Annotated in this window: 21 protein-coding genes and 2 tRNA genes; 14 read left to right on the top strand and 9 right to left on the bottom strand. The window is 54.3% G+C overall.

Going from position 1 to position 19,142, the window contains the following annotated elements; genetic code table 11:
• Positions 1-6 precede the first annotated feature (6 nt).
• Positions 7-603 carry a TadE/TadG family type IV pilus assembly protein gene (locus tag J4E70_RS13185; protein WP_213890064.1) on the top strand — a complete coding sequence of 199 codons (597 nt, stop codon included), beginning with the start codon at positions 7-9 and terminating at the stop codon, positions 601-603.
• Here J4E70_RS13185 and J4E70_RS13190 read toward each other — a convergent pair.
• On the bottom strand, positions 600-1,112 hold the full coding sequence (locus J4E70_RS13190; RefSeq protein ID WP_213890065.1) for a hypothetical protein: 513 nt from the start codon (positions 1,110-1,112) through the stop codon (positions 600-602). The two genes, J4E70_RS13185 and J4E70_RS13190, sit on opposite strands and share 4 nt — an antisense overlap.
• A gap of 195 nt (positions 1,113-1,307) precedes the next feature.
• Between J4E70_RS13190 and J4E70_RS13195 the strand changes: the two genes are divergently transcribed.
• On the top strand, positions 1,308-1,460 hold the full coding sequence (locus tag J4E70_RS13195) for a hypothetical protein (protein WP_213890066.1): 153 nt from the start codon (positions 1,308-1,310) through the stop codon (positions 1,458-1,460).
• Between the two features lie 40 nt (positions 1,461-1,500).
• On the opposite strand, the gene J4E70_RS13200 is transcribed toward J4E70_RS13195, so the two are convergent.
• Both J4E70_RS13200 and J4E70_RS13205 read right to left on the bottom strand, forming a co-directional pair.
• Positions 1,501-2,274: a HalD/BesD family halogenase gene (locus tag J4E70_RS13200; protein ID WP_246531744.1), complete on the bottom strand. Its 774-nt coding sequence runs from the start codon at positions 2,272-2,274 to the stop codon at positions 1,501-1,503.
• A 68-nt stretch (positions 2,275-2,342) separates the two neighbouring features.
• On the bottom strand, positions 2,343-3,314 hold the full coding sequence (locus J4E70_RS13205) for an NAD(P)-dependent oxidoreductase (protein WP_213890069.1): 972 nt from the start codon (positions 3,312-3,314) through the stop codon (positions 2,343-2,345).
• 136 nt (positions 3,315-3,450) lie between these two features.
• Between J4E70_RS13205 and J4E70_RS13210 the strand changes: the two genes are divergently transcribed.
• Positions 3,451-4,335, top strand: a complete 885-nt coding sequence (locus J4E70_RS13210) for a LysR family transcriptional regulator (protein ID WP_213890070.1) — start codon at positions 3,451-3,453, stop codon at positions 4,333-4,335.
• A 112-nt stretch (positions 4,336-4,447) separates the two neighbouring features.
• Entirely contained in the window at positions 4,448-5,359 is a 912-nt protein-coding gene (locus tag J4E70_RS13215) for a pirin family protein (RefSeq protein ID WP_213890072.1), read from the top strand.
• A 95-nt stretch (positions 5,360-5,454) separates the two neighbouring features.
• Here the strand turns inward: J4E70_RS13215 and J4E70_RS13220 are convergent, their stop codons facing one another.
• Positions 5,455-6,042, bottom strand: a complete 588-nt coding sequence (locus tag J4E70_RS13220) for a TetR/AcrR family transcriptional regulator (RefSeq protein ID WP_213890074.1) — start codon at positions 6,040-6,042, stop codon at positions 5,455-5,457.
• Between the two features lie 148 nt (positions 6,043-6,190).
• Between J4E70_RS13220 and J4E70_RS13225 the strand changes: the two genes are divergently transcribed.
• The 8 genes from J4E70_RS13225 (at position 6,191) to J4E70_RS13260 (ending at position 14,054) form a co-directional block, all read left to right on the top strand.
• Positions 6,191-6,460, top strand: a complete 270-nt coding sequence (locus J4E70_RS13225; RefSeq protein ID WP_213890078.1) for a hypothetical protein — start codon at positions 6,191-6,193, stop codon at positions 6,458-6,460.
• 108 nt (positions 6,461-6,568) lie between these two features.
• The gene (locus tag J4E70_RS13230; RefSeq protein ID WP_213890080.1) at positions 6,569-7,855 is read left to right on the top strand and encodes a homoserine dehydrogenase; all 1,287 of its coding nucleotides are present in this window, start codon (positions 6,569-6,571) and stop codon (positions 7,853-7,855) included.
• Between the two features lie 69 nt (positions 7,856-7,924).
• Positions 7,925-8,890, top strand: a complete 966-nt coding sequence (gene glpX, locus J4E70_RS13235; protein WP_213890082.1) for a class II fructose-bisphosphatase — start codon at positions 7,925-7,927, stop codon at positions 8,888-8,890.
• Between the two features lie 9 nt (positions 8,891-8,899).
• Complete coding sequence (locus tag J4E70_RS13240) at positions 8,900-9,463, top strand: cysteine hydrolase family protein (protein WP_213890084.1); 564 nt, start codon at positions 8,900-8,902, stop codon at positions 9,461-9,463.
• Positions 9,460-11,208, top strand: a complete 1,749-nt coding sequence (recJ, locus tag J4E70_RS13245) for a single-stranded-DNA-specific exonuclease RecJ (protein ID WP_213890085.1) — start codon at positions 9,460-9,462, stop codon at positions 11,206-11,208. Before J4E70_RS13240 ends, recJ begins: the two co-directional genes overlap by 4 nt.
• 263 nt (positions 11,209-11,471) lie before the next feature.
• Positions 11,472-11,546, top strand: a tRNA-Glu gene (locus J4E70_RS13250).
• Between the two features lie 112 nt (positions 11,547-11,658).
• On the top strand, positions 11,659-12,951 hold the full coding sequence (locus J4E70_RS13255; RefSeq protein ID WP_213890087.1) for an AMP-binding protein: 1,293 nt from the start codon (positions 11,659-11,661) through the stop codon (positions 12,949-12,951).
• Positions 12,948-14,054, top strand: coding sequence for a thiolase family protein (locus J4E70_RS13260; RefSeq protein ID WP_213890089.1), 1,107 nt, complete (start codon positions 12,948-12,950; stop codon positions 14,052-14,054). Before J4E70_RS13255 ends, J4E70_RS13260 begins: the two co-directional genes overlap by 4 nt.
• Here the strand turns inward: J4E70_RS13260 and J4E70_RS13265 are convergent.
• The 4 genes from J4E70_RS13265 to J4E70_RS13280 are packed head-to-tail and all read right to left on the bottom strand — an operon-like array spanning position 14,051 to position 16,627.
• On the bottom strand, positions 14,051-14,734 hold the full coding sequence (locus J4E70_RS13265) for a nitroreductase (RefSeq protein WP_213890094.1): 684 nt from the start codon (positions 14,732-14,734) through the stop codon (positions 14,051-14,053). The two genes, J4E70_RS13260 and J4E70_RS13265, sit on opposite strands and share 4 nt — an antisense overlap.
• Entirely contained in the window at positions 14,731-15,276 is a 546-nt protein-coding gene (locus J4E70_RS13270; RefSeq protein ID WP_213890095.1) for a biotin transporter BioY, read from the bottom strand. The genes J4E70_RS13265 and J4E70_RS13270 overlap by 4 nt, the downstream gene beginning before the upstream one ends.
• Before the next feature lie 18 nt (positions 15,277-15,294).
• A complete protein-coding gene (locus J4E70_RS13275; protein WP_213890097.1) occupies positions 15,295-15,891 on the bottom strand; it encodes an energy-coupling factor transporter transmembrane component T family protein in 597 nt (198 codons plus the stop codon).
• Positions 15,866-16,627, bottom strand: coding sequence for an energy-coupling factor ABC transporter ATP-binding protein (locus J4E70_RS13280; RefSeq protein ID WP_213890099.1), 762 nt, complete (start codon positions 16,625-16,627; stop codon positions 15,866-15,868). Before J4E70_RS13280 ends, J4E70_RS13275 begins: the two co-directional genes overlap by 26 nt.
• 412 nt (positions 16,628-17,039) lie before the next feature.
• Here J4E70_RS13280 and J4E70_RS13285 point away from each other — a divergent pair.
• Together J4E70_RS13285 and J4E70_RS13290 are read left to right on the top strand one after the other, a co-directional pair.
• Positions 17,040-17,116: transfer RNA gene (locus J4E70_RS13285), tRNA-Met, on the top strand.
• A 438-nt stretch (positions 17,117-17,554) separates the two neighbouring features.
• Positions 17,555-18,373 (top strand): DUF2189 domain-containing protein, encoded by an 819-nt coding sequence (locus tag J4E70_RS13290; RefSeq protein WP_213890101.1) that lies wholly within the window; start codon positions 17,555-17,557, stop codon positions 18,371-18,373.
• Between the two features lie 113 nt (positions 18,374-18,486).
• Here J4E70_RS13290 and J4E70_RS13295 read toward each other — a convergent pair.
• The coding region (locus J4E70_RS13295; RefSeq protein ID WP_213890102.1) for an IS30 family transposase at positions 18,487-19,142 on the bottom strand (656 nt) is incomplete at its 5' end.

Consider the following 19,142-nt stretch of genomic DNA (forward strand, 5'->3'; position numbering starts at 1 on the left):
AGTATTATGTTGAAATATATCAAATCCCGTCTTGGTCATTTTCTGTCAGAAACACGCGCCAGTATTTCTATAGAAGCTGTTATCGTGCTGCCAATGCTCGCGTGGGCATATGTCGGGATGTATCTGTACTTCGACGCCTTCCGAACACAAAATACGAACCTGAAAGCCGCTTATACGCTTGGCGATATGCTTTCGCGGGAAACAGACCCGATCGATCCGGATTATCTGAATGGCCTGCAAACAGTGTTTGACTACCTGACGAACACCGGTCGTCCAACCTGGATACGCGTGACCGTTGTAACATGGGACAATGTTGATGAAGAGTTCGACGTAAACTGGTCACAGGCAACTGCTGGGCAACCTTCGTGGACAGACGGCACAATTGCAGACATTGAAGACCAAATTCCAGCCATGAGCAACGGTGACACAGCCATCATCGTTGAAACCAACATGGACTATGTCCCGATAACTGGCCTTGTGGATGACGTTCAGACGTCGACAATGGACTTTAGGCAATTTGCGCTCGGGATTCCGGCATTTACGATGCACAATCTGGTCATCACCAGCCCACGTTTTGCGCCGCAACTATTGTGGGAAAGTTAAAGTTCTTCTTTAGCTTCTAACTTTTGAATCGTCAGAGCTGTCAGAATTTCAGCCATAGATTTGCCTTGTGATGCTGAGGTTACCCCACCAACGCCGACACGTCGCCCGATACGCCACCACAACCCTGTCGCCCAGACACGTTCCATTGGCTTGTTTAGTTTCAACATGAAACCATTTGAAGGTTTAAAGGCAAACACCCCGCGATCAATGGTTACTATGTCGTCTACATAGGCAAGCACCCTGCCCGAACTTTCGCGCAGTTCTGTCTGAGTAAGCTCAAGCTCGAGCGAGGTCGCGCGCCGCAGCTTTTCAGCGACAAAAAGCACGGTAGTCCCCAAAGCCAAAAGGAACACCTGCCAGCCAAAATTCGCGGGCGGTTTATCAAAAGCAATGTAAATCAACATGGTGCCAAGGACGATTAGAACGCCCATCGCAAAGTACCTGCGCATCGGTGAAACGCTGACAGTCGCCAGGATTTCTTCGGGGTCTTTAGTGTCGTTCTGAGGCATGCGCTGGTTCCTTTTCAGGGCTCAATACCTTGCACGGATAGAAAGGTCGAGAATGGAGTTCGCTTCCTCATTTGCAAACATAAGGAATGCGGGTTCATCAAGCCATTGAACCAAAATCTTCTCTGCTTGTGAAATTTAAATTCTTTCGACAATTTTTGTTGCTGTTAGATTTCCGCTGCTGCCTGAGGAGCATTTATGGATCATCGCACGTTTCTAACCACCCTTACTGTCGAACAAAGGCAGTCACTGACGCAAAAATCCGATATGAAGGGATTTTTGCACCTTGCGCTTCATTGGAAGCTTTCAGGGCCACGCGAAAAGGAACAGGACCTTCGCCCTAAAAGCTAAAGTTGCTCGTTTTCAATTCTACCCACACAGAGTTGTTTCACTAATCCACATAGTCATCAGCCCTTAGGCTCGCGCGTTCCAGATGGATCGGCAACACACGCCCATAAAGTTGCCGCGTGCGTTCCGGGCTGCCGCACATGCCTTCCTGTTCAACATAGGAAAAAATCGCAACATGACGCGGCCGGTTGCCCGACAATGGCGCGACCCTGTGCAGGGAATAACGCCCGCGGAAAAGCTGAAGATCCCCCGGTTCCAGATTGAGCGTGTGGATATTTTCAGATGTCCCGTCGAGAACCCGCGACACCTCTTCAATATTCTCGCCGTTCTTGCGGATCATTGGCGCATATTCAAAAGCCCCACCTTGTTCGGCATTTTGCAAAGCTAACGTGACGGTGAAATTATTGGTGTCAAAATGCCAGGGAAAGCCGTTTCCTTCGCCCGCCGTATTCACGATTACATCTGCAAGTGGGTCGGCATACCGGAAAAAGCGGTCTTCTTGCTCATCCAGACACAGGCGAATGAAATCATCAAACCCCGGAAAATCATAGATCTGACGCAGCGCGCCATTGGGTGCGAAGTTGTCCGCAGGTATGAAAGCATTGGATCGTTCATAAAACTGCCGCGCCGGGTGGTCGGCTGGCAGCGTTTCGTCATCCTGCGTGAAATAGATGTTGGTACTGTTGTAAGAGCGATGCGCCTTGTCCGCGACGCTGTCCGCCTCGGCGACAGCAGCTTTAAGACCAGCGTCGGTTAGGAAGCCCCTGACCACTGCACATCCGTCTTTCGCTAGGTCCCTTCGAACCTTTTCCACCATCGATGCAAAGGACTCTTTATTTTGTTTATCAATCGGATAGCGATCTAAATTTATGTAATCTCCCCCGCTCATTCCGCAGCCAACCTGTTTGCCTTCGGGTTCACCTCATATCCCGGTTCTTCCGGTTCATCATCTAACATCTCGGCGGGGAATCCCGGCGCGCGGATATCAAGGCCGGTTGCTTCTTCCAGACGGCGAATGATGTCGTCTGACTGCGCGCGGTCGCCGTAGCGTTTCATGCCATCCTTGAAGATGTCGATCATCAGCGGGCTGATCTCGAGCGGTATTTTCGCCCGGTCTGCAATTTCCTGAAACAACCCGATATCTTTCAAAACCAGATCCATCGTAAAGGAAATATCGCGAGAACCGTTCAGAATAACCTGGCTTTCCGTTTCATGCACAAAACTGGTGCCAGAAGAAATCTTGATCGCCTCATAGGTTGTATTAAGGTCCATGCCGGCTGCTTTCGACACGACCAGTGCTTCGCAACAGGTCAGCAGATTTGCTGTGGCAAGGTAGTTGGTCATGACCTTCAGGATACTGGCACTGCCAAGTTCACCCGTGTGCAGAATCCGCCGCCCCATGGTTGTCAGGAATGGCAGGATGCGTTCAAAAGTTGGCCGGTCACAGCCCGCAAAAATCGAAATATTACCGGTATCTGCCCTGTGGCACCCGCCCGAAACCGGGCAGTCAACCGCAGCGCCGCCTGCGGCAATGACCTTGGCTCCTAGGCGCGTGACCTCTGCCTCATCCGTCGTGGACATTTCCATCCAGATTTTACCGGGACCCATGTTTTCCAGAATACCGTTTTCGCCTTCCATAACGGCTGCTGATGCTGCTGGGCTTGGCAGGCACGTGATCACCGCGTCACAATCCGCCATCATCTGCGCCGGGGTTTTCCCGCGTTTTGCACCCTTTTCGACAAATTTTTGCATCAGGTCCTCGTTCAGATCGAGCACCGTCAGATCAACGCCATTGCGAAGCAAACTTCCGGAAAGTTTGCCACCAACATTTCCAAGACCGATAAATCCAACTTTCATGAAGCATTCCCTTTTATGCGCCGCGCGCGATACCGTGTTCAGCTCAGGATAAGCACGGGGCTTGCCAAGAATAAAACGAATAATATAACGTTCTGTCCTAAAGTATTTTTGTGACACAGGGGGGGGGTAAACCCACATGGCATCTCTTCCTAATCTCGTTTGGCTGCGTGCATTCGAATGTGCCGCCCGGCGGCACAGCTTTACCGCTGCCGCAGAAGAACTGGGACTTACGCAGGCTGCTGTCAGCCATCAGGTACGCTCGCTTGAGAAAACCTTTGGTGTCGCACTGTTCATCCGCCGCTCACGCACGCTGGAGCTTACAGAGATCGGGCACGCCTACTATCCGTCCATTGCACAGGCGCTTAGTGATATCGCTTATTCAACACGCGGCTTGCTGGGCCCGTCAGAGGCGAAAACCGTAACCCTGCGTGCGCCTATATCCACCTCTGTCCTCTGGATCGCCCCGCGTCTGGGCGCGCTCCGGCATGCCAACCCGAACATCAACATTCGGCTGATCTCGGCAATCTGGGCCGATTCCGCAACCGAGGAAGACATCGATATAGACATCCGGCTGGGCCCAAGAAGCTGGTTCGGTGCCAGTGCGCAACTGCTATCTGAAGAAGTCATGATCCCGGTTTGCGCACCCGAAGATTGTGCAAGCATTAAAACAATTCCCGATCTGTTGGCACGGGAATTGATCCATATACACGGATATCAGGATCATTGGCTTCGATTCTTTCAAATGCAGGGATTAGAGACACAGGCGCTCCGACAGGGTTTGTTCGTCGACACCTCTCTGGCCGCAATCGAGCTGATCATGGCAGGATCCGGCGTTGCAATGATCATGAAGCGTTACGCGCGGGACCATCTGATGGCAGGCAGGCTGGCCCAGCCGCTCGACATAGAAATCCCAATGGCACAAGGGCACTTTCTGATGCCGTCAAAAGACGATGCTGCCCTCAGCCCCGAAACAAGCCAGTTGCGCGACTGGACCATTCGTCTCTTCACCCAGACACCATGATATGTGCAGTAGAAGACGCTATGCGCTCTAATCTGCTAAGTTATGCGCGCTCACGCACAGTGAAATCTAGGGGGCCATGTATTATGTTCACCATTGAAAGGAGGGCCCGATCATGTCCCTACGACCCGTAACATCACTTTCATCTGCGCAGCCTACACTCGAAGGGGCTGGCGTCCACCTTCATCGCGCTTTCGGGTTTCAAAACCCTGACCAGTTAGACCCGTTCCTGTTGTTTGATGACTTTCGCAATGACCGCCCCGAGGATTTTCTGGCCGGGTTCCCCTGGCACCCGCATCGTGGCATCGAAACCATAACTTACGTATTGAATGGCACTGTGGAACATGGTGATTCACTGGGGAACGAAGGCACACTTGGCGCGGGTGACGTCCAGTGGATGACAGCAGGTTCCGGCATCATGCATCAGGAAATGCCCAAGGGAAACGCATCCGGGCAGATGCATGGCTTTCAGCTCTGGGCGAACCTGCCAAGCAGCCTCAAGATGACAGCGCCCCGATATCAGGATGTCACCTCGGCAGATATTCCAGAGGTAATCGATGATGATGGCACAAAGGTGCGGGTCATCGTTGGGTCCTTCTGGGGTAAAACCGGCCCGGTTGATGGTATCGCCGCTGATCCGCAGTACCTTGATATCTCTGTACCCCCGGGCGTGAAAAAGACCTTCCCGATAGATACTTACAGACAAGCCTTCGCTTACATTTTCGCAGGGAGCGGCGCCTTTGTCGACGCGTCACGCCCGCGTGGTGTGTTGCTCGAAAAGGAAGTGTTTGGTCAGGAACTCAACATACGCGACATGTCTGGTAACCGGACGTTGGTGCAGTTTGGCACGGGTGACGAAGTCACCGTTCAGGCAGGGCCTGACGGTGTAAGGTTCCTGCTGATTTCAGGCGCCCCAATAGAGGAACCTGTCGCCTGGCATGGGCCGATCGTCATGAACACACGGGAAGAACTGCAAATAGCGTTTGCCGACCTTCGAAACGGAACGTTCATTCAACCCGCGCATTAGTTTCTTTTTCCCAAAAATATCCCCGCCGGAGGCAAAAATCTTTTAGAATGCATGCCTTTGGCGGCGAACGCGCAAATCCTGGAAAAATACCCCCCTCAGGTGCCGACAGCCTTGCGCACCATATCCCAGTAAATCCCTTCCACCGTATCCCTGTTCAGCCGCCCACCTTCTTTGAACCAGGTATTGACCCCGGTGAGCATTGCAATCACTGCCAGTGCTGCAAGCTTGGTATCGGGAAGTTCGAAATCGCCCGCTTCCTGACCATCCCGCAAGATCGTCTCGAGCGCGTTTTCGTAACGCTTTCTCAACGCTTCAATCTCTGTGAAATTCTCAGGCGTAAGGTTTCGCAACTCCATATACGCAATAAAAACAGCATCATATCGACTGATATTAAAACGAATATGGAACCGGACAAATGCCTCCAGACGCTCAATTGGCGTTTTGCCTTTTTCTGCCTCGCTCCAAGCCTCAAGCAGTTCCTCCATATGGCCTTTCATAAGGTCAAACAGCAGCGTTTGTTTGTCGGGCGTGTAAAGATACAGCGCACCCGCCTGCACGCCTACTTCGGTTGCGATCTGACGCATCGAGACGGCGGCAAACCCGTGCCGCGCAAATAGGTTCTGCGCGGCCTCGCGAACCCGTGGGCCGGTGATCTCAGAATGTGAACCTGTTTTGCGTGCCATGAGACATGATTATCTGAACACGCGTTCATTTCAAAGATGCGTTTTAACTTTTTACGACTTCTTCTTTTTTACACCACGACGTCGCGTGGCTTGTTCACTCCGTTCCCGCTGTCTATGCTGCCGCCACCTGACACCCGGAGCTTTTAGAATGCCTCGCTTTTCTGCTGTTCACCTTTGCGTTCTGCTGCTGATTGCGGGCTGCACACAGTTTCCAGACGTTGATTCAGCTCTAAGCGATCAGGCACTGGCCGCAGATTACCCTACCCTTGCCCCGATGGATCAGGTCTTGGCAGACGCTGGCTCTACCGAAATTGACGACGAGTCCATTGAAGAGGTTGAAGCGCGGGCAGAAAGCTTGCGGGCACGCGCCGATGCGCTGCGGGGGCAGGAACTGGATGACACCGCAGCACAGAACTGACGGAAGCCACAGAAAAGCATCAATAAGACTGTTTCTCCCGGTTCAGATTGCATGGCTCAGGGAATCCCGATAACAGACCTGCGAAACTTAAACTGACGGAGAATACCCATGTCCGAACCCTTGCGCCTTGGCATTGCTGGTCTGGGAACCGTCGGAGCCGGCGTTGTGAAAATTATTCAGCGCAACAAAGCTTTACTTGAGGCCCGCACCGGGCGCGAAATTGTGATCAGCGCCGTCTCTGCGCGGTCACGCGACAAGGACCGTGGCGTCAACCTGTCCCGCTTTGACTGGGAGGATGATCCGGTCGCTCTGGCCAAGCGCGATGATGTCGATGTTTTTGTCGAGTTGATGGGCGGCTCGGACGGCCCAGCGAAAGCCGCAACCGAAGCTGCGATCAATGCCGGAAAAGACGTTGTGACTGCAAACAAGGCAATGCTCGCCATTCATGGTCAGGCTTTGGCGGAAGCCGCAGAGGCGAACTGCCGCGTGATCCGCTTTGAGGCCGCTGTTGCCGGGGGTATCCCGATTGTCAAAGCGCTGACCGAAGGGCTTGCCGCCAATCAGGTTACACGGATCATGGGTGTGATGAATGGCACCTGTAATTACATTCTGACGCGGATGGAAAATGCCAAACTTCCTTATGAAGAGGTTTTCGAAGAGGCCAATGCGCTTGGTTATCTCGAGGCGGACCCGACACTGGATGTCGGGGGTATCGACGCGGGGCACAAACTCGCCCTGCTGGCTGCTATCGCTTTTGGCACCAAAGTGAATTTCGACGCGATGGAACTTGAGGGGATAGAGCGCGTTTCAATTGAAGATATCGAAGCCGCCGCTGACATGGGGTATCGGATCAAACTGCTGGGCGTTGCACAGATGACAGGACGCGGCCTTGAAAGCCGGATGTCGCCCTGCCTCGTGCCTGCCGAATCTCCGCTTGGACAGCTTGAGAATGCAACCAATATGGTCGTGGTGGAAGGTGACAGCGTTGGACAGGTTGTTCTGCGCGGTGCTGGTGCTGGTGAAGGCCCGACCGCAAGCGCCGTGATGGGCGATGTTCTGGATATTGCACGTGGCATCCGCGTTTCCACATTTGGCCAGCCCGCACAGAGCCTTGTTACTGCGAAGCCTGCCAAGGCGAACTCCGCCGCGCCTTATTATTTGCGGATGCATCTGCATGACAAACCCGGCGCCTTGGCTAAGATCGCAACGGTCCTTGGTGAATCCAGCATTTCAATCGACAGGATGCGCCAATACGGCCACGCAGACGCCGCTGCACCAGTGTTGATCGTCACGCATAAAACCACACGCGATGCACTTGACCGCGCGCTGTCAGGGTTTGCAGCGACAGGGGTGCTTGCCTCTGATCCGGTCGCAATCCGGATTGAAACGGTCTAGCGTCAAACACCACACCGGGCTATTGAGAGTTAAGCTTAGTAGATTTGCGTATTGAATTAGGAAAACTGAATGACCAACGAGGTAGAATTTCACGATCGCATGCTGTCGCTGGGCCTTGCCCGGGTTTCGGAAGCTGCGGCTTTGGCATCGGCCCGCCTGATTGGCCGGGGCGACGAAAAAGCCGCAGACCAGGCAGCTGTCGATGCAATGCGCACGCAGCTGAACATGCTTGATATCAATGGTGTTGTCGTCATTGGTGAAGGCGAGCGTGACGAAGCACCAATGCTGTACATCGGCGAAGAAGTTGGCCGTGGTGGTGGCCCGGGTGTCGATATCGCGCTTGATCCGCTCGAAGGCACGACGCTTACGGCGAAAGATATGCCAAACGCGCTGGCCGTCATTGCGATGGGTCCACGCGGCTCAATGTTGCATGCGCCCGATGTTTACATGGAAAAACTGGCAATCGGTCCAGGTTTTGTCACGGACACCGTTACGCTTGACATGTCACCAAGCGAGCGTGTCGAAGCGCTGGCAGCGGCCAAGGGCGGAAGCTGCGAGGACATCACTGTTTGCATTCTGGAACGCCCCCGCCACGAAGATCTGGTTTCAGAAATCCGTGCGACCGGTGCGGCAATCCGGCTGATCACGGATGGCGACGTTGCAGGTGTTATGCATTGCGCCGAAGCAGATATCACTGGCATTGACATGTATATGGGCTCTGGCGGCGCACCTGAGGGTGTATTGGCTGCAGCGGCTTTGAAATGCATGGGCGGTCAAATCTATGGCCGCTTGCTGTTTAGAAATGACGATGAAAAAGGCCGCGCAGCCAAGGCTGGCATCACCGACCTGAACCGTGTTTACACGCGGGACGATATGGTAACGCAAGATGTTATCTTTGCCGCGACCGGTGTTACAGACGGATCACTCGTTTCCGGTATCAAACGCGAAGTTGGATATCTGACCGCTGAAACCATTTTGATGCGCTCAAAAACCGGTTCGGTTCGGCGGATGATTTACCGCCACCCGACTGATTAGGGGTCAGGCATGACTGACACCCTTATCCTGATTGATATTCAGGTCGGATTCGACAGCCCTGTCTGGGGCAAGCGAAACAACATGAACGCCGAAACGAATGCCGCGAGGCTGCTGAATCATTGGCGCGCGCAGGGTTGGCCTGTGATCCATGTCTGCCATTCCAGTGAAACACCGGGAAGCCCGTTGGCCCCCGACCAGCCGGGTCATGCCTTCAAGCCAGAGGTAACACCGTTACCCGGCGAAACAATCATTGAGAAATCTGTAAATTCGGCCTTTATCGGGACGGACCTGCTGGACCGCCTGCAAAAGAATGGTGCGCAGAAACTGGTTATCTGCGGACTGACCACGCCGCATTGCGTTTCGACAACGTCACGAATGGCTGCAAACTATGGGTTTGAGGTTGTGCTCGTTGAAGATGCCTGTGCGGCGTTTTCCAGCAATGCCGATATGTCGTGGAAGCCGGGGGCAACACCGCTTGACCCGCAACTGGTGCATGACAGCGCCGTCGCCCACTTACACGGCGAATTCGTAACCGCGTGGCAGACAGTGTCGTTTCTCGAACGTGTTTCATGACAGGGTTTCTTGGCGTCAGTTCCTCTGCAACCGGGCGCAAGTGGATTGGGCCAAGCGCTGAAGATGATCGTCTCTCAGAAGCCATGCAGCAAGCCACTGATCTGCCAATGCCGCTATGCCGTCTTCTGGTGCGTCGTGGCGTAAACGCAGAAGACGCGGCTGCCTTTCTGGAGCCGCAACTTAGGGATCTGTTACCAGATCCACGCAGCCTGAAAGATATGGAGCGCGCCGCAGCCCGTTTTCTGCAGGCCGCAAAGTCCGGCGAGAAGATCGCGGTGTTCGCAGACTATGACGTTGATGGCGGCAGTTCAGCCGCATTGTTGTTGTGCTGGCTTCGGGCAATGGGCCGGGATGCCACGCTTTACGTGCCAGACCGGATTGACGAAGGCTATGGCCCCAACGTTTCGGCAATGCAGGCCTTGGCAAAGGATCATGATCTGATTGTCTGCGTTGATTGCGGCACACTATCGTTTGAACCGATAGAGGCCGCAGCGGGAACAGATGTTCTGGTGCTGGACCACCACCTTGGCAGCGAAACGCTGCCAGCTGCCTATGCCGTCGTGAACCCGAACCGTCAGGACGAAGACGGCACCTCAAGCCATCTTTGCGCGGCGGGTGTCGTGTTCTTGATGCTGGTAGAAGTGAACCGCCAATTGCGTGAAAACGGCGCGACCGGACCTGACTTGATGGCAATGCTTGATCTCGTGGCACTGGCAACGGTTGCGGATGTTGCGCCACTCATCGGGGTGAACCGCGCGCTGGTGCGTCAGGGGCTTAAAGTCATGGCACGACGCAAACGCCCCGGCCTTGTCGCGCTGGCCGATGTTGCCCGTATGAACAGCGCACCCAGCGCCTATCACCTCGGGTTCCTGCTTGGCCCCCGTGTGAATGCAGGTGGTCGTATTGGCAAAGCGGATCTGGGCGCACGGCTGCTCGCGACTGACAATCTGGCAGAAGCGCATTCCATCGCCGAACGGTTGGACCAGCTAAATGCAGAACGCCGGGAAATTGAAAACCGGGTGCGGGAAGTTGCCATGGCGCAGGCCGAAGAACGTGGGGTAGAGGCACCGCTTGTCTGGGCCGCTGGTGAAGGTTGGCACCCCGGTATCGTCGGTATTGTTGCAGCACGCCTGAAAGAGGCCACCAACCGCCCCGCTGTCGTGATTGGCCTTGATGGGGAGGAAGGCAAAGGCTCTGGCCGGTCCGTTGCCGGAATTGACCTTGGCGCTGCCATCCAATGGCTCGTGTCCGAGGGGCTTTTGCTGAAAGGCGGCGGGCATAAGATGGCTGCTGGCCTTAGTGTGGCGCGCGACAAGCTGGAACCTGCCATGGAGCGCCTGTCAGAGCTTTTGGCGCGGCAAGGTGCCGGGGACGCAGGACCCGCTGACCTGAAGCTCGACGGCGTTCTGATGCCCGGCGCCGCAACACCTGAACTGATCGAAATGATTGACGGGGCCGGACCATTCGGGGCCAGCGCCCCTGCCCCGCGCTTTGCCTTTCCTGACCAAAAAATCCTCTTTTCCAAACGTGTTGGAGAAACGCATCTGAAGCTCAGCTTTGGTGACGGGCTGGGTGCCCGGATTGATGCTATCTGCTTTGGTGCATTTGATGGCCCGCTTGGCCCACTGCTGGAAAAACACAACGGTGCGCGTTTCCACCTGACCGGACGCCTGGAGATCAACACATGGGGTGGCCGGCAAAGTGTTCAGCTAAGACTCGAAGACGCGGCAGTCTCTGCAAATTGATCAGCGCGAGAGTGCGTTTCGTTTTATTCCGGTTCCGTGGCGTCGTGCCTACAAACATACTTTGAAGAATCAGATTGCTATTCATTTTGTACAAAAGCGCCTGCGGATCGACGCCATTTCACTAAACCAAAACGAAATGCCAAAGCAGTAGGCCGAAGTTTCCAAACCAAGACAAAATAAAAACCGTTCCGCACCCTAAGATTTTGCAATTTTTCACTTGTGTCTATCAACACCACTCGCTAAATACGCGCTCACTAAACGGTGCTCCCTTCGTCTATCGGTTAGGACGCCAGGTTTTCAACCTGGAAAGAGGGGTTCGATTCCCCTAGGGAGTACCAATAGTTTCCCCGCGCCCTTCAAGAAATGCAATGCAGGCCAGCCTGTATTTCTTTAGCAGTGCATCTGTCTTGCTCTTTCGCTAGATAGAAATGAACTTGGGTAAATTCGCAAATGACAGTAATTGCCTCCGATGTTTCAACGTCCTTCACCTGGCATGACCAGGCGCGGATTGTTGCGCCGGATGGTTCCAAACCTTCTGATCCTGCATCTGAGGCAATTTCCAGCGCGTCGTCAGAAGTTTGCCTGATCTCAGACGCTGACCCTGTGACGGCCATTCACCAGATCTTTCGGGCCTGTGAGGAAGGCGTGGAATTCAGTGTTGTTACGGAAGTAATGGCAGGGAAAAAATCAAAGGCGCGTACTGACGATGATGCAACGCCCTATTTTCAATGCATGAGTTCCGGCACAACAGGACAACCCAAGAACATTCGCCGAACCCATCTGTCGTGGATCAGAAGTTTTGAAATCAACGCGGCGAGCTTTAATTTAACCCCTACAGACAGCTATGGCATTCTGGGGCGTCTCAGCCATTCACTTGCGCTTTATAGCGTCATGGAGGCCGCGCATATCGGTGCGGATATACATATACTGGCGCAACTGCGCCCGGATCGACAGATCAAGGCGCTGGCGGCAAAGGAAACCACCGTTCTCTACGCGACCCCAACCCAGTTGCGCTTGCTTTTTTCCGCTGAAAAATTGCTTCGTCCGCAGGTCCTGCCCGCTGTCAGGTTTATTTTCTGTGGCGGCGGCAACCTTGATCAGGCAACCCGCGAAAACGCGGCTGCGCTTTTTCCCAATGCCGCTTTGCACGAATTTTATGGCGCGTCAGAAACAAGCTTTATCACGATCGCGGATGTCGAAACTCCGGTGGGATCTGTTGGCAAGGCTTACCCCGGCGTGACCGTGGAAATCCGGCAAAAGGAAATGGCCTTGAAGAACGGAGTCGGAGAGGTCTGGGTAAAAAGCCCCTTTCTTTTTGATGGGTATGGACAAGGCGACAGTGAAGACACCGTTTGGCAGGACGGGTTCCTGTCCGTCGGCGAAATGGGTTGGCTCGATGACATGGGCAACCTGTTCATTGCGGGGCGTAAAAACAGGATGGTGACGATTGCAGATCAAAATGCCTTCCCCGAAGAAATCGAGAAGTTCTTACTTTCAGACCCGGCTGTTCCGCATTGCTGCGTGCTGCCGCGCCCCGATGCAAAACGTGGAAATGTCTTTGTTGCAATCGTCGCAGGAAACGAAAATGCCGAAACGCGTGACCGCTTGATTAGGCTTTGCCGCCAGAACCTCGGCCCCCTTAAGGCCCCGCGTAAAATCATCTTTCTGCCAGATTTTCCGCTCTTGTCTTCGGGCAAACCGGATCTCCCTTCAATTCGCAAAATTGTGGGAGGCACGCTATGACAAGTTCTTTTGTCATAGCGGCGTATAGAACACCTGTCGCACCGCGTGGCGGCAAGCTGTCTCGTCTTTTGCCGCACGAACTTGCCGCCCCCACGATCAGGGCGTGCCTTTCAAATGCAGGCCTTGATGCAAGCAACGTGGACGAATTGATTGCCGGAAATGCGCTTGGCGCGGGTGGCAACCCGGCGCGGCTCGTTGCGTTGGCGGCGGGCCTGCCAGAAACCGTTGCGGGGCTTAGCATTGACCGACAGTGCTGTGGGGGGCTTGATGCGCTGTTGCTGGCCGATGCGATGATCAAGACCGGACAGGCCGAGATCGTGGTCGCAGGCGGCGTGGAAAGCTATTCACGCAGGCCGCTTCGCTATGCAACCTCATTTGATGGCACGCCACCCCTGCCCTATGACCAGCCAGCCTTTTCGCCGTGGCCCAACCGTGACCCGGATATGGCAGAGGCTGCTGAGGCGCTTGCCCAAAAACTCGGGATTTCGAAGCAACGACAAGACACATGGGCGATAGAAAGTCACAAGAAAGCGCTGGCAGCAGGCCCACGCCTCAGCGCCGAGATTGTCGCGCATAGCGCGCTTGATCATGATGCCTACACACGAAACCTGACCCAAGGTCTTTGCGACCGCGCAAAAGTTATCAGTGGTAGCGTCACTACCGCCAATACATCTGTTGCGGCGGATGCGGCAGCCTTTTGCCTTATCGTCTCAGAAGACATAGCCGCAAAAATCAATGGCCCCAGAATGCGGATCATGAATGGCGCAACGCTGGGTGCGGCACCAGAACTTCCCGGGCTTGCACCTGTTGCGGCCATCAATTCCGCGCTGGCAAAGGCAAACTTCAAACCTTCAGATATAAGTGTTACCGAGATTATGGAGGCCTACGCCGCGCAGGCGATTGCCTGTGTGGAGCAAGCCGGGATAAACGAAGATGTAACCAACCTCGGTGGCGGATCACTGGCCCGGGGGCATCCGATAGGTGCGTCGGGTGCAATCCTGGCAGTGCGCGTGTTCCACGAACTGACTGCGCGCAACGGCATCGGGCTGGCCGCGATTGCAGCAGCTGGCGGATTGGGCACGGCAGTGTTGTTTGAGGCTTAGGTGTCAAACCCGCGAAAGCTCGTGAAAATATTCAGTTCGTCGCGTTCCGTGCGCACCGTGTTTACCTTGGCATCTTCATCGGTTCGGCCCAGCGCAACACCACAGACGACAAGTTCGTCGTCAGGCAGGTCGAGTGTTTGTTGCACCACGTCCGCATAATTCGCGACCGCGCCAATTCCGCTCGTGCCATATCCAAGATCTTCAGCAGCAAGGAATAACGCCATCAGCGACATGCCAAGATCCATGAAACACCCCTTGCCCATATCTTTCTGGATGGTGACGACAATACCGACAGGCGCGTCAAAGAACCTGTAGTTCTTGTCAAACTGTGCCTTACGCCCTGCGATATCGCGGCGTTCGATCCCCAAAGCATGATAAAGCGCGTAACCCGCCGTCCTTTGGCGGGCCTTCAGGTCTGCTGGCATCGGCTGCGGGAAATAGGAATACTGCGCGACCATCGGTCGTTTTTCGGCGACGGCCAAAGCCAAGGCACCTTTCAGCCCTTCAAACGGCGCACCAGTAAGAACGTGAAACCGCCCCGGCTGAAGGTTGGCACCACTTGGTGCACGCCGTGCCGCGCAAAGAATTCGCGTGACTGCATCGCGCGGAACCGGCGTGTCATGATATCCCCTGACAGAGCGCCGCTGCCACAACAATTGCTCTGTCTTTGTCTCAGTCATGTACGCGACAAAACGCTGTTGGGACGCGCCTTGGCAAGCGCGGCTGTAAGCATGCCTGCGATTGCGGCTTTAAGGACATCCCCAGGAATAAATGCCGCTACCAGTACAGTCGCCTCGTTAATTGATTTATCCAACGTAATCGACATGCCAATGACACCAAATACGTAAAGAACAACAATTCCGCCCAACGCCGCGGCGATACCCGCCACAAGCGTCAGCGGGGCGCTTCGCCATTTTTCAACGATCAGACCAGTGACAAAGGCCGCAATCGGGAAACCAATCAGAAATCCTGCTGTCGGAGAAACGAAAAGCCCGAGACCGCCGCGTCCACCTGCCAATAGCGGCAAACCAAGCGCAACAAGCAGCAAGAACAAAAGAACTGCAAGTGCACCCCGCTTAGAGCCCAAAACCGTACCGCACAACATCACACCAAGGCTTTGCGCTGTTATCGGAACACCAAATGCCAGAGTGATTTTCGGGATAAGCCCAAGTGCCGCGATAAGAGCCGCAAAAAGGGCGATCATTACCAGATTTCTTTCCATTTCTCTTCCCTTTTTATCCTATATTCCACCGCGCGCGCGAAGCGCCTCGGCCACATGTTCCGCATCATCGATTGCCAACAGAGTAAAGGGCATGATGATTTGCCACTTTGGCTTTTTTGGCGATCTTGCGCGCCAGGCAAATGTCAAATCGCGACCCTTCTGTGCCAACACCGGCGTGAACCTGACGACAAGCGCGATCGCTATCTCAAGGGGCCGTGTTTTCAAACCCAAAACCCGCAGTGGCGACAGCAGCATTTTCACAACCTCAACCATATCCGACAGGCGCGTGGTCATCGTGACCAGATTGGCGAGCCCGACAGCAGTGAGCAGCCGGAGCGCGATAACTGTCCCTTCAACCGGAGTGCCAGTTATCGCGTGCCAGATAACAATAACAGCCAGAAACGGCCAAAGGAACACCAACCGCTTGCAACCAGCTTTGAGGAAAACATATCCCGGAACCGAGTATAGACCAATACACGCCGCAAACGCGGCCAAATGAAGAAACACGTTTTCCAATGAAAACAAAACCATCGTCGCAACACATAACAGCCCAAGCTTCAGGCCTGCGGGCCATGAATGCCACGGTGTTTTAACCGGAGACGTGAGAGATATCATCACTTGCTCCAATCTGCTCCATCCGATTTGTGAACGCTGTCAGAACCGCTTTGGCAGCCCCGTCCATTTCTACAGCTCCCTTCTCAAGCCAGATAACACGCTGATAGGCGCGCAAAATCTCTGGGTCGTGTGTGATATGGATAAGCGTTGCTGAGGTCTGATCAAGATATCGGCCAAGCTGGCGCGTGGTCGGGATATCAAGCCCGGCAAAAGGCTCATCCAGAATAATGACCTTAGGCTTCATCGCAAGCACCGAAATCAGGCACACCAACTGCCGCTGCCCCTGCGAAAGCTGCTGTATCGCGACATCGGCCCAATGTGTTTTCCCGAAAGATTGCAAGACCCTGTGGGCCTCGGCCGCAGCGTCTGTTTTCGACAATCCCAGCTGAAGTAGGCCAAAACCAACTTCTTCTTCGACGGTGGGAAAGATGATCTGGTGATCTGGGTTCTGAAACAGGATACCGAGAGTGCGAACCGCAGCTTTGCGGTCTTTTGCAAGATCAAAACCACAGACCCTGACAACGCCAGAGGTTGGTTCAATGAGCCCGGCAAGCACCCTTACCAGCGTGGTTTTCCCCGAACCGTTTCGCCCAACAATTCCGATACGATCTTCGTCTGCTAAGAACGAAATATTGTGCAGAATTTCAGCACCATCGACGGCATAGGTCAGATCCGAAATCTCAACAACAGATGTTGCGCCTTCAGTTCCCAATCTTTCAACCCTGCCCTCAAACATCGGTCCGCACCACTCTGGTATAGCGCCAATCATCATGTCACGCGACGCATGGCAGCAGAATATAAAAAATGCAACAGGGGTTTGCCAGACTGCAATCTAGGAATTTAACAGTTTGTATGGGCTTCAGCCACGTTTCAGGATGAATGAATTCAGAGAGCCGCTGGACACTATGGTCCGCCTTCTAAGCCTTTCATTTAAGAAATGGCTGATGAAACAGACGTCAGCTTTGCTTAGCCGACAGTCTTGGGCACAAGTTTTGGAATGCCGTTTGCGACGCAGGTAAGCGGTTTAATTTTTCCTTTGCGAGCAGACGTGCTCGGGCCCGCCTGACCTTGAGTTGCCATCTAGCGCCGCAAAGTGCATTTCTCTCTTGACGGCCTCGCACCCCTCGCCTACATCGGGCCTCGTTTCTGGCGGAGTAGCTCAGGTGGTTAGAGCAGCGGAATCATAATCCGCGTGTCGGGGGTTCAAGTCCCTCCTCCGCTACCAGAATTCCTTATATTTAACAAAATGTTATGAATATTTTGACTTTCCTTCGGGTAGCAGAAATTCATTTCGGGTGCCGTTTGGGTGCCATTTAGACAAATGAAGACCTCCTAGCCGAGTTCTGCAATCACAGTAGATGTAGAAACTTCGTGCCACTTCATCGATCGGGGTTCAGCAACAAGGCTGTCTTAACTCGGCCCACAGCAGTCATTCATCACGACCGTTCGAGCCGCGTTGCAGCTTCACCGAAGCGGTCGTTGATCTACAGCGCAGCACAATGAAGTACTGGGACCGCACTTCGGGACTTAGCTGGCATACTCCTCCCCTTGCCCTTATGCCTCCCCTGATACAAACTCGTATGTGGAGAAGGGATATCTGTTTCACTGCTGGGTCTGTTGGCAAACGGACCAGCGCGTTGCCGTACATAGGGAGGAGTGTGTTATGGCATCCAAGACCGCAGGTTCTACGCCACCGGACAATCTGACGCCTCAGCAGCCGACCATGCCCGAGGTTAACAAGGTGACTGCGGGTGATATTACCGCGTCGCTGAAGGCCGGGTTTTCCGACTTTCTGGCGCGTCCCTTCATGAGCGGCTTCTTCGGCCTGTTCTATGCGATTTTCGGAATCCTATTTATTTGGACTCTGGTCTGGCTTGGCAAGATCTGGATGATCATTCCCGCCGTTGTAGGCTTTCCGTTAGTCGCGCCTTTCGCCGCCGCAGGGCTATATGAAATGTCCCGCCGATTACAGAAGGGAGAGAGTTTCGGCTGGATTGAAATCCTCACCGTCGTGGCCAATCAACGCAAGCGCGAAATGGGCTGGATGGCCTTTGTCACCCTGTTCATTTTTTGGGTGTGGGCATACCAAGTTCGGCTTTGGCTGGCGATCATCCTGCAGGATTCATCCTTCTCGGATTTTGACGAGTTTTTGAACATCGTTTTCTTCACACCGCAGGGCTGGACCTTCCTTGCAATTGGCACCTGCGCAGGCGCAATTCTGTCGGCTGCATTGTTCACTGTGACGGTCGTCGCCATGCCCATGCTGCTTGACCGAGAAATGGATTTCATTTCCGCGATGCTCACGTCCGTTTGCGTTGTTAAGGAGAACCCGGTGGTCATGCTCACCTGGGCGGCGATCATCACGGTCACGATGCTGCTGTCGCTTGTTCCGGCGTTTCTGGGCCTGATCTTCTCTCTGCCCATCCTTGGCCACACCACATGGCATCTCTATCAGCGGGCAGTGTCATCAGCGGAGGGGTGATCTATCCAGTCATCACCTTGAGTAGCTGCGCGTTTCTTTCATCCGCAGGGAGAGACCGGCCCATTGCGGACGTTCGTGTTGAGTGCAGCGAACGGCGGGTGTGAGGTGTGGTTTCAACTGATCGCCGCAACACATGCTTCAAATTTCTCTGCTGGCGTTTGGTATTGCAAGGTCTTTCGAGGTCGCTCGTTGAGTTGACGAGCGACGGCGCTGAGTTTGGCTTGACTAAAGCCCGATATATCAATGCCTTTCGGGAAGTATTGGCGAAGCAACCGGTTGGTGTTTTCGTTACTACCGCGTTGCCAAGGTGACTGCGGATCGCAGAAGAAGACGTCGATCTTTGTGGCTATGGTGAACTTCGCATGCCCTGCCATCTCAGAGCCGCGATCCCAGGTCAGTGACCGATACAGCTCTTTGGGCAGCTTGCGGGCCTGCTTGATCAGGGCTGTGATGACACTTTGGGTGTCCTTGTTCTCGACTTTGGCCAGCATCACAAACCGGGAATGACGCTCGACCAGTGTGGCGATGTAGCTGTTGTTGGACCCTACGATCAGGTCGCCTTCCCAGTGCCCCGGCACGGCCCGATCCTCGACCTCTGGAGGGCGTTCACTGATCGGGATCGCATCCTTGATCTTGCGCAGCTTTAGCCCTTTCTGGGTCGCATGCCGTGACCGTCGAATGGCACGCGGGCTGCGCAAACACTGCTGTAATTCCTTCCTCAAAACACCACGGGTCTGCACATAAAGGCTGCGGTAGATCGTTTCATGCG

This window comes from Pseudohalocynthiibacter aestuariivivens (assembly GCF_018457175.1).
In the GTDB taxonomy this organism is placed as follows: domain Bacteria; phylum Pseudomonadota; class Alphaproteobacteria; order Rhodobacterales; family Rhodobacteraceae; genus Pseudohalocynthiibacter; species Pseudohalocynthiibacter aestuariivivens.

Excerpts from the sequence above, each read along its gene's own strand:
- J4E70_RS13185 (WP_213890064.1), top strand. The coding sequence starts at position 7 with ATGTTGAAATATATCAAATCCCGTCTTGGTCATTTTCTGTCAGAAACA.
- J4E70_RS13190 (WP_213890065.1), bottom strand. The coding sequence starts at position 1,112 with ATGCCTCAGAACGACACTAAAGACCCCGAAGAAATCCTGGCGACTGTC.
- J4E70_RS13195 (WP_213890066.1), top strand. The coding sequence starts at position 1,308 with ATGGATCATCGCACGTTTCTAACCACCCTTACTGTCGAACAAAGGCAG.
- J4E70_RS13200 (WP_246531744.1), bottom strand. The coding sequence starts at position 2,274 with ATGGTGGAAAAGGTTCGAAGGGACCTAGCGAAAGACGGATGTGCAGTG.
- J4E70_RS13205 (WP_213890069.1), bottom strand. The coding sequence starts at position 3,314 with ATGAAAGTTGGATTTATCGGTCTTGGAAATGTTGGTGGCAAACTTTCC.
- J4E70_RS13210 (WP_213890070.1), top strand. The coding sequence starts at position 3,451 with ATGGCATCTCTTCCTAATCTCGTTTGGCTGCGTGCATTCGAATGTGCC.
- J4E70_RS13215 (WP_213890072.1), top strand. The coding sequence starts at position 4,448 with ATGTCCCTACGACCCGTAACATCACTTTCATCTGCGCAGCCTACACTC.
- J4E70_RS13220 (WP_213890074.1), bottom strand. The coding sequence starts at position 6,042 with ATGGCACGCAAAACAGGTTCACATTCTGAGATCACCGGCCCACGGGTT.
- J4E70_RS13225 (WP_213890078.1), top strand. The coding sequence starts at position 6,191 with ATGCCTCGCTTTTCTGCTGTTCACCTTTGCGTTCTGCTGCTGATTGCG.
- J4E70_RS13230 (WP_213890080.1), top strand. The coding sequence starts at position 6,569 with ATGTCCGAACCCTTGCGCCTTGGCATTGCTGGTCTGGGAACCGTCGGA.
- glpX (WP_213890082.1), top strand. The coding sequence starts at position 7,925 with ATGACCAACGAGGTAGAATTTCACGATCGCATGCTGTCGCTGGGCCTT.
- J4E70_RS13240 (WP_213890084.1), top strand. The coding sequence starts at position 8,900 with ATGACTGACACCCTTATCCTGATTGATATTCAGGTCGGATTCGACAGC.
- recJ (WP_213890085.1), top strand. The coding sequence starts at position 9,460 with ATGACAGGGTTTCTTGGCGTCAGTTCCTCTGCAACCGGGCGCAAGTGG.
- J4E70_RS13255 (WP_213890087.1), top strand. The coding sequence starts at position 11,659 with ATGACAGTAATTGCCTCCGATGTTTCAACGTCCTTCACCTGGCATGAC.
- J4E70_RS13260 (WP_213890089.1), top strand. The coding sequence starts at position 12,948 with ATGACAAGTTCTTTTGTCATAGCGGCGTATAGAACACCTGTCGCACCG.
- J4E70_RS13265 (WP_213890094.1), bottom strand. The coding sequence starts at position 14,734 with ATGACTGAGACAAAGACAGAGCAATTGTTGTGGCAGCGGCGCTCTGTC.
- J4E70_RS13270 (WP_213890095.1), bottom strand. The coding sequence starts at position 15,276 with ATGGAAAGAAATCTGGTAATGATCGCCCTTTTTGCGGCTCTTATCGCG.
- J4E70_RS13275 (WP_213890097.1), bottom strand. The coding sequence starts at position 15,891 with ATGATATCTCTCACGTCTCCGGTTAAAACACCGTGGCATTCATGGCCC.
- J4E70_RS13280 (WP_213890099.1), bottom strand. The coding sequence starts at position 16,627 with ATGTTTGAGGGCAGGGTTGAAAGATTGGGAACTGAAGGCGCAACATCT.
- J4E70_RS13290 (WP_213890101.1), top strand. The coding sequence starts at position 17,555 with ATGGCATCCAAGACCGCAGGTTCTACGCCACCGGACAATCTGACGCCT.